Annotated in this window: 7 protein-coding genes; all 7 read right to left on the reverse strand. The window is 70.2% G+C overall.

All coding sequences use genetic code 11. The annotated features are described in order from the left end of the window. The coding region (locus tag FGD71_RS35710; RefSeq protein WP_140936035.1) for a hypothetical protein at positions 1–189 on the reverse strand (189 nt) is incomplete at its 3' end. 77 nt (positions 190–266) lie between these two features. After that, positions 267–1271 carry a sugar phosphate isomerase/epimerase family protein gene (locus FGD71_RS35715; RefSeq protein WP_119104703.1) on the reverse strand — a complete coding sequence of 335 codons (1005 nt, stop codon included), beginning with the start codon at positions 1269–1271 and terminating at the stop codon, positions 267–269. Positions 1272–1285: 14 nt separating this feature from the next. Further along, on the reverse strand, positions 1286–2524 hold the full coding sequence (locus FGD71_RS35720; protein WP_119104704.1) for a Gfo/Idh/MocA family protein: 1239 nt from the start codon (positions 2522–2524) through the stop codon (positions 1286–1288). A gap of 52 nt (positions 2525–2576) precedes the next feature. Beyond that, positions 2577–3614: a substrate-binding domain-containing protein gene (locus FGD71_RS35725; protein WP_119104705.1), complete on the reverse strand. Its 1038-nt coding sequence runs from the start codon at positions 3612–3614 to the stop codon at positions 2577–2579. A gap of 55 nt (positions 3615–3669) precedes the next feature. Continuing rightward, positions 3670–4689, reverse strand: coding sequence for an ABC transporter permease (locus FGD71_RS35730; protein WP_119104706.1), 1020 nt, complete (start codon positions 4687–4689; stop codon positions 3670–3672). Next, positions 4686–6203: a sugar ABC transporter ATP-binding protein gene (locus FGD71_RS35735; RefSeq protein WP_119104707.1), complete on the reverse strand. Its 1518-nt coding sequence runs from the start codon at positions 6201–6203 to the stop codon at positions 4686–4688. The genes FGD71_RS35730 and FGD71_RS35735 overlap by 4 nt, the downstream gene beginning before the upstream one ends. 157 nt (positions 6204–6360) lie before the next feature. Further along, positions 6361–7542, reverse strand: coding sequence for an ROK family transcriptional regulator (locus FGD71_RS35740; protein WP_119104708.1), 1182 nt, complete (start codon positions 7540–7542; stop codon positions 6361–6363). Positions 7543–7793 lie beyond the last annotated feature (251 nt).

Genomic DNA, 7793 nt, shown 5'->3' on the forward strand with positions numbered 1-7793 from the left:
CGCGGCGGGTGCGGCCGGTGCGCCGCCGGGCTCGGCGACGGCGGCGCCCGCCTGCGGCGTGGCGAGGCCGAGTGACGCGCCGGCGAGAAGCGCGCCGGTGAGCAGAGCGAGCGTCTTGCGCAGTCTCGGGCGTCGTCCGTGGCTCTCGGTTCTGGTGGTTCTTGTTGTACTGATGTCGTTCCCGTGCACGGTGCCTCCAGATTGGGGCCGGTTGTACGTGCGTGCGGTGCGCCGGGGTGCGCCGTCACCCCGGAGGCGGAAAAGGATCAGTCGTTGCCGCCGAACGCCGCGTCGAAGGACGCCGACGGCGGTTCGAAGTCGTACGCCTTGAGCCGGGTGAGTGCCTCGGGTGCGCCCTGGAGGCGGTCCATGCCCGCGTCCTCCCACTCGACCGATACGGGTCCCGCGTAGTCGATGGAGCGCAGCATCCGGAAGACGTCCTCCCACGGCACGTCACCGTGGCCGGCGGACACGAAGTCCCAGCCGCGGCGCGGATCGCCCCACGGCAGGTGGGAGCCGAGGCGGCCGTTGCGTCCGTCGAGGCGTTTGCGCGCTTCCTTGCAGTCGACGTGGTAGATGCGGTCGCGGAAGTCCCACAGAAAGCCGACCGGATCGAGGTCCTGCCAGACGAAATGCGAGGGGTCGAAGTTCAGCCCGAAAGCAGGACGGTGGTCGACTGCCGCCAGCGCACGCTGGGTTGTCCAGTAGTCGTACGCGATCTCGCTGGGGTGGACCTCGTGGGCGAACCGCACGCCCTCGCTGTCGAAAACGTCGAGGATGGGGTTCCAGCGCTGGGCGAAGTCCTCGTAGCCGCGCTCGATCATCGCCTCGGGAGCGGGCGGGAACATCGCGACCAGGTGCCAGATCGCGGACCCCGTGAAGCCGATGACGGTGTCGACGCCGAAGGCCGCCGCGGCGCGTGCGGTGTCGGCGATCTCGGACGCCGCCCGCTGTCGTACGCCTTCCGCCTCGCCGTCGCCCCAGATGCGAGCCGGGAGGATCGCCTGGTGGCGTTCGTCGATGATGGCGTCGCACACGGCCTGGCCGACCAGGTGGTTGGAGATGGCCCAGCACTTGAGGCCGTACTTGTCGAGCAACTGGTGGCGGGAGTCGAGGTAGGAGGAGTCCGCGAGTGCCTTGTCGACTTCGAAGTGGTCGCCCCAGCAGGCGAGTTCGAGTCCGTCATAGCCGAAGTCACGGGCGAGGCGGCAGACCTCCTCGAGCGGCAGGTCGGCCCACTGGCCGGTGAAGAGCGTGAAGTTGCGCGGCATGGATCAGGGCCTCCTCAGACCACCACGGATGTGTAGACGGAGTTCTTGGCGGCGCTCTCCTCGACCGCCGCGAGCACGCGCTGCACCTGCAGCCCGTCCGCGAAGGAGGGCATCGGTGCGCTGCCCTCGGCGATGGCATGCACCAGGTCGCGGGCCTGGTGGACGAAGGTGTGCTCGTAGCCGAGGCCATGGCCGGGCGGCCACCAGGCCTCGAGATAGGGGTGCTCGGGTTCGGTGACGAGGATGCGGCGGAAACCCGCGTGCGCGCCGCCTTCCCTGCCGTCGTGGTACGAGAGTTCGTTGAGCCGCTCCAGATCGAACGCCAACGATCCGTGTTCGCCGTTGAGTTCGATGCGCAGGGAGTTCTTACGGCCGGTCGCGTACCGGGTGGCCTCGAAGGAGGCGAGTGCGCCCGAGGCGAACCGGCCGGTGAACACGGCGGCGTCGTCCACGGTGACCTGGCCGACCGCCTCGGCCGCGGACGAGACAGCGGACGAGACGGCGGACAGACCGCTGGACGCACCGCCGGGCAGCGGCCGTTCCCGTACGAACGTCTCGGTGAGCGCGGACACGCCCATCACCGGCTCCCCCGCCAGATACTGCGCGAGGTCGACGATGTGCGCGCCCAGGTCGCCGAGCGCGCCCGAACCCGCCGTCTCCTTGCGCAGCCGCCAGGTCAGCGGGAACCCGGGGTCCACCAGCCAGTCCTGGAGATACGTCACCCGTACGTGGCGCAGGGCCCCCAGGCGGCCCTCGGCGACCATCTGCCGGGCCAGCGCGGTGGCGGGCACCCGGCGGTAGTTGAACCCGACCATCGCCACCTGGCCCCGCTCGGCGGCGGCTTCGGCGGCCTCGGCCATCGCCTCGGCCTCCTCCACCGTGTTGGCGAGGGGCTTCTCGCACAGCACGTGCTTGCCCGCGGCCAGCGCGGCGAGGGCGATCTCGGCGTGGCTGTCGCCCGGCGTGCAGATGTCGACGAGGTCGACGTCGTCCCGGGCGATCAGCGACCGCCAGTCGGTCTCGGCGGCCGCCCAGCCGAGCCGGTCGGCCGCCGCCCGGACGGCCTGTCCGTCACGGCCGCAGACGGCGGCGAGGACGGGGCGGCGTGGCAGGTCGAAGACACGGCCCACGGTGCGCCACCCCTGGGAGTGGGCGGCGCCCATGAACGCGTATCCGACCATGCCCACGCCCAGCGGCGGCTTCTCGGCCGCTGCCCCTGCCTGGGCCTCGTCGGGCTGCTGCGGCTGTCCCATCGGGAAGTCCTCCTCGTCGTCGTGGTGCCGTGGGGGGTGTGAGCAGGGCGCATCACTTGAAGCCGGTGGACATGTACTGATCGACGTTGTCCTTGTCGACGACGGCCGAGTAGAGGGTCAGGGACGACGGGATCTCGAACTCGGCGAGGCCGCCGACGCCCTTGCCCTGGCCGAGGGCGCGGGCGAGGTCGATCGCGGACGCGGCCATGGTCGGCGGGTAGAGGACGGTGGCCTTCAGGACGCCGTCGTCCTGCTTGATGGCCTGGAACGCGGAGAGCGCGCCCGCGCCGCCCACCATCAGGAAGTCGTCACGCCCGGCCTGGTCGATGGCGCGCAGCGCGCCCACGCCCTGGTCGTCGTCGTGGTTCCACAGGGCGTCGAACTTCGACTGGGCCTGCAGGAGTTGGGACATCTTGGCCTGCCCCGACTCGACGGTGAACTCGGCGGCCTGCCGGGCGACCTTCTTGATGTTCGGGTAGTTCTTGAGGGCCGCGTCGAAGCCCTGCGTGCGCTGCTTGGTCAGCTCCAGGTTGTCGAGCCCGGCGAGTTCGATGACGCGGGCGTTCTTCTTGTTCTTGAGCTTCTCGCCGATGTAGTGACCGGCGTTCAGGCCCATGCCGTAGTTGTCGCCGCCGATCCAGCAGCGGTACGCCTGCGGGGAGTTGAAGATCCGGTCGAGGTTGACGACGGGGATGCCGGCTCGCATGGCCTGCAGGCCGACCTGGGTGAGGGCCTTGCCGTCGGCGGGCAGCACCACCAGGACGTCGACCTTCTTGTTGATCAGGGTCTCGATCTGGCCGATCTGCTGGGCGGTGTCGTTGGAGCCCTCGGTGATCTCCAGCGTGACGTCCTTGTACTTCTTGGCCCGGCTCTTGGCGTTGTCGTTGATGGCGTTGAGCCAGCCGTGGTCGGCCTGGGGGCCCGCGAAGCCGATGGTGACGGGCTTGCCGGGCTTGTCGTCGGCGGCCGGCTGGTCGTTCGAGGCCGGCTCGTCGTCGGATTCGTTGCTGGTGCAGCCGGAGAGAAGGACACCTGCCCCGACGGCGGCGGTGCCGAACAGCATTCCTCTGCGACTCGTGAGCTCTGGCATGGCGGTGGGCCCTTTCCTCAAGGCGTGTCCCTCGGGTCGTGCTTCAGGTCGTGCTTCAGGTCGTACTTGCGGTGCGGCGTTGGACGAGCACGGCGGCGACGATGATCGCGCCCTTGGCGATCTGCTGGACGTCGCTCTGCAGGTTGTTCAAGGCGAATATGTTGGTGATCGTGGTGAAGATCAGGACGCCGAGCACCGAGCCGGTGATGGTGCCGCGTCCGCCGCTGAGCAGCGTGCCGCCGATGATCGCGGCCGCGATGGCGTCGAGTTCGTACAGGTTGCCGTTGGTGTTCTGGCCCGAGCCCGACAGGACGATCAGCAGGAAGGCGGCGACGCCGCAGCACAGCCCGGAGAGCAGATACAGGTACAGCCGCTGGCGGCGTACGTCGATGCCGGCGAGCCGTGCGGCCTCCGCGTTGCCGCCGACGGCCACGCTCCGCCGTCCGAAGGTGGTGCGGTTGAGGAGCAGCCAGCCGATGACGGTGACCAGCGCGAAGACCATGACCAGGGGCGGGATGCCGAGGATGTAGGCGTCGCGCCCGCCGAGGTCCAGCACCCCCTCGACGGTGACGATTTGAGTCTTCCCGTCGGTGATCTGCAGGGCGAGCCCACGGGCCGAGGCGAACATGGCGAGCGTCGCGATGAAGGGGACCATGCCGCCGTAGGCGATCAGCAGCCCGTTCACCAGGCCGCACCCCACGCCGACGATCACCGCCGTGAAGAGGATGCCGGCGAAACCGTATTCCTGGGTGGCGACCGTCGTGGCCCATACCGAGGCGAGCGCGACGATCGCGCCGACGGACAGGTCGATGCCGCCGGAGGTGATGACGAAGGTCATGCCGACGGTGACGACGCCGATCACCGAGGCCTGGGTGAGGACGAGTTGGAGGTTGCGGGTGTCGAGGAACTCGTCGGGCTTGGTGATGCCGCCGATGAGGATCAGGGCGGCGAGCACGCCGAGCAGTGAGAGGGTGCGGACGTCGGCGCGGGCCGCGAGCGTCCGCCACTGACTGGGTCCCTCCACCGGCGACACCTTCGGGGTATCGTCCCGGGGTGGGGATACGGGCTGCGTCATGACGCCGGAGTTCCTTCCATGACGAGGTCGAGTACGCGGTGTTCGTCGAGCTCCCGGGCGGGCGCCGTGTGCACGACGTGGCCCTCGCGGAGCACCAGCACGCGGTCGGCGAGGCCGAGGACTTCGGGGACTTCGCTGGAGACCAGGAGCACGGCCAGGCCGTCGTCGGCGAGGCGGCGGATGACGGCGTACAGCTCGGCGCGCGCGCCGACGTCGACGCCGCGGGTGGGTTCGTCGAGCAGCAGCACCCGGCAGCCGCGCAGCAGCCAGCGGGCGAGGACGGCCTTCTGCTGGTTGCCGCCGGAGAGGGTGCGCACGGGCACGGACGGGTTGTCGGGGCGCAGCGAAAGCTCACGTGTCGCCTGGTGCGCGGCCTCGCGCTCGGCGCCCCGGTCGAGCCAGCCCCCGTACGAGAAGCGGGACATGGAAGACACCGACACGTTCCGTGTGACGGACTCCAGCATCAGCAGGGCCTGTGCCTTGCGTTCCTCGGGCGCGAGTCCGAGACCGGCGCGGACGGCGGCGCGTACGCTTCCCGGGCGCAAGGGCCGTCCGTCGACACGGACCTGACCGGCCGTCGGTTTGCGCGCGCCGTAGATGGTTTCCAGGATCTCCGAGCGGCCGGAGCCGACGAGTCCCGCGAGGCCGACGATCTCGCCGGGGCGGAGGGTGAGGTCGAGCGGTGCGAACTCGCCTTCGCGGGCGAGGCCTTGGACCTCGAGGACGGGATCCGGGAGATCTTGGTGCTCGGGCCGGTCCGGGAAGACGTACTCGACGTTGCGCCCCGTCATCAACGCGACGACCTCACGCGTCGGCGTCGACTTCGCGGGCAGCCCGCCCGCCACCGCGCGCCCGTCCTTGAGCACCGTGACGCAGTCGCCGATACGGCGGATCTCCTCCAGGCGGTGCGAGATGTAGACGACGGCCACGCCCTCGTCGGTGAGGTCACCGACGATGCGGAAGAGGTTGTCGACCTCGTCGGGGTCGAGGGCGGCGGACGGCTCGTCCATGACGATGAGGCGTACGTCGTGGGAGAGGGCCCGTGCCATGGAGACGATCTGCTGCTGGGCGGCCGACAAGTCGCCGACCAGTCGGCCCGGATCGATCTCCGAGTGGCCAAGTCGCTTGAGAAGAGCGGCCGTTGAGGCGCGCGCGTCCTTTCCCCGTACGACGAATCCGGCGGCCGTGGGCTCGTGCCCCAGGTAGACGTTCTCGGCCACCGACAGGCCTTCCACCAGGTCGAGTTCCTGGTAGATCGTGGCGATGCCGAGGCGCATGGCGGCGATGGGCGAGCGGAGCGTGACCTGTTCGCCGCGCCAGCTGATCGTGCCGTCGTCGGGCTGGTGGGCGCCGGCCAGGACCTTGATGAGGGTGGACTTCCCGGCGCCGTTCTGACCGAGCAGGCAGTGCACTTCGCCGGTCTGGACGTCGAGGTCGACGCCGTCGAGCGCGCGGACTCCGGGGAACGACTTGGTGATGCCGGACATGGTGAGCAACGGTGGTTCTGGTGCCATGACGGTTCCCCTTGGCGGGCGTGCGGCCGGTTTCAGGGCAGGGCGGAGCAGGGCGCTGTGCGTCCTGCGCAGTGGTGCGACTGTGCGGAGTGGTGCGACTCTTACGCGTTGAACGAGTTGATGCGGTGCTCCTGCGCGTCGTGCGGGTACGGACGGATCACGCGGGTGAGAACAGGTGGTCGCTGATGAGCCGGGCCGCGCCGATGACACCGGCGGTGGGGCCGAGCTCACCCAGAACGATGGGAAGGTTGCCGGTCGCGAGGGGCAGCGACTGGCGGTAGACCTGGGTGCGGATCGCGGCGAGCAGGGTGTGGCCGAGGCCGGTCACCCCGCCGCCGATCACCACCAGGCCTGGGTTGAAGAAGCTGACGAGTCCGGCGATGACCTGCCCGGTGCGGTTGCCGCCCTCGCGGATCAGGTCGAGCGCGGTGGCGTCGCCCGCGACGGCCGCGGCGGCGACGTCGACGGCACTGAGGCTGCCCGCGGTCTCCAGGCGGGCGGCGAGTTCCTGGGACAGCCCCTGCCGGGCGGCCTCCTCGGCGTCGCGGGCGAGCGCCGCGCCGCTGAAGTGGGCCTCCAGGCACCCGCGGTTGCCGCAGGCGCACGGGCGGCCGTCGGGCACGGCCTGGATATGGCCGATGTCGCCCGCGCTGCCCGTCGTACCGCGGTAGACCTCGCCGCCGACGACGATGCCGCAGCCGATACCGGTGCCGATCTTGACGCAGAGGAAGTCGCCCACGGTACGGGCGACGCCCGCGTGCTGCTCCCCCATGGCCATCAGGTTCACGTCGTTGTCGACCATGACGGGGCAGCCGAGGTCCTGGCTGAGCGCCTCGCGCACCGGGAAACCGTCCCAGCCCGGCATGATCGGCGGGGCGACGGGGACGCCCTCGGGGAAACGGACCGGTCCGGGTACGCCGATGCCGGCGCCGTCGAAACCCTCCGCGAGCCCCGAGGCCTTCAACTTCGCTGCCATGGACAGGACTTGCTCGAAGACCGCGACCGGGCCCTCGCGGACGTCCATGGGCTGGTTGATGTGCCCCAGCACTTCCAGCTCGGCGTTGGTGACGGCCACATCGATGGAGGTCGCGCCGATGTCCACGCCGAGGAAGCGCAGGGCGGGCGCGAGCCTGATGTTGTGGGAGCGGCGGCCACCGCGCGAGGCGGCGAGTCCGTCGGCCACCACGAGCCCCGTCTCCAGGAGCCGTTCGACCTCCACGGCCAGCTTCGACCGCGAAAGGTCGACCCGATCTCCCAGCTGCGCACGGGAGTTGGGGCCGTCGTCACGCAACAGCCTGAGAAGCCGCGCCTGGTGGGCGTTCGCGGGTCGCGCTGTCATACGTCTCACGGGCCCCTCCCCGCCGCATCGGCACCGCTTCTTCGGGCTTTCGAGGGGAACGTAGCAGTGAGTGCCGTGGGTGGGAAGAAGTTGCGCACGAATTGGCGTCTACTTTCTCCACTCACAGGACAAAGAGAGGCGGCTCTGGTGACGGGGCTACGGGGAACGTAGGTGCGGGTGCCTCCGGCGCCGACGGGGTTTTCGCCCCCGCGCCCCTACCCGTCCCATCCCGTTCCTGGGGGCTGCGCCCC

This window comes from Streptomyces sporangiiformans, from assembly GCF_005768555.2.
Lineage (GTDB): Bacteria > Actinomycetota > Actinomycetes > Streptomycetales > Streptomycetaceae > Streptomyces > Streptomyces sporangiiformans.